The following is a 286-nucleotide window of genomic DNA, read 5'->3' on the forward strand; positions in this document are numbered from 1 at the left end:
AATCGACACTCCGAAGTCTCTTCGCACCAGATCCTTAATGGTAGCGACATTATCGACCTCCAGCGTTACATTCAGTTCATCGAGAGAGACGTTATTGCTTTCCAGATGGGAGATGAATAGATTCCTGGTAGCGGAATCCGGCAGCCGGAGGATCAGGCGCTGTTTTTTCAGCTCCTCCAGCGTCACAAAGCTTTTCTTGGAAAGCGGATTATGGTTCGATACCGCCAGAATCAGGGAATCCGTGTCCAGCATGACGGAATTAAAGTTGTTGTCCACGATTTTTCCT

General features: G+C 48.3%; 1 protein-coding gene. It reads right to left on the minus strand.

Annotation, left to right across the window (positions count from 1 at the left end; all coding sequences use genetic code 11):
• The coding region (locus tag NE473_RS32240) for a LysR family transcriptional regulator substrate-binding protein (protein ID WP_256265732.1) at nt 1-276 on the minus strand (276 nt) is incomplete at its 3' end.
• Nucleotides 277-286 lie beyond the last annotated feature (10 nt).

This window comes from Hungatella sp. SL.1.14 (assembly GCF_024460495.1).
Classification (GTDB): Bacteria; Bacillota; Clostridia; order Lachnospirales; family Lachnospiraceae; genus Hungatella; species Hungatella hathewayi.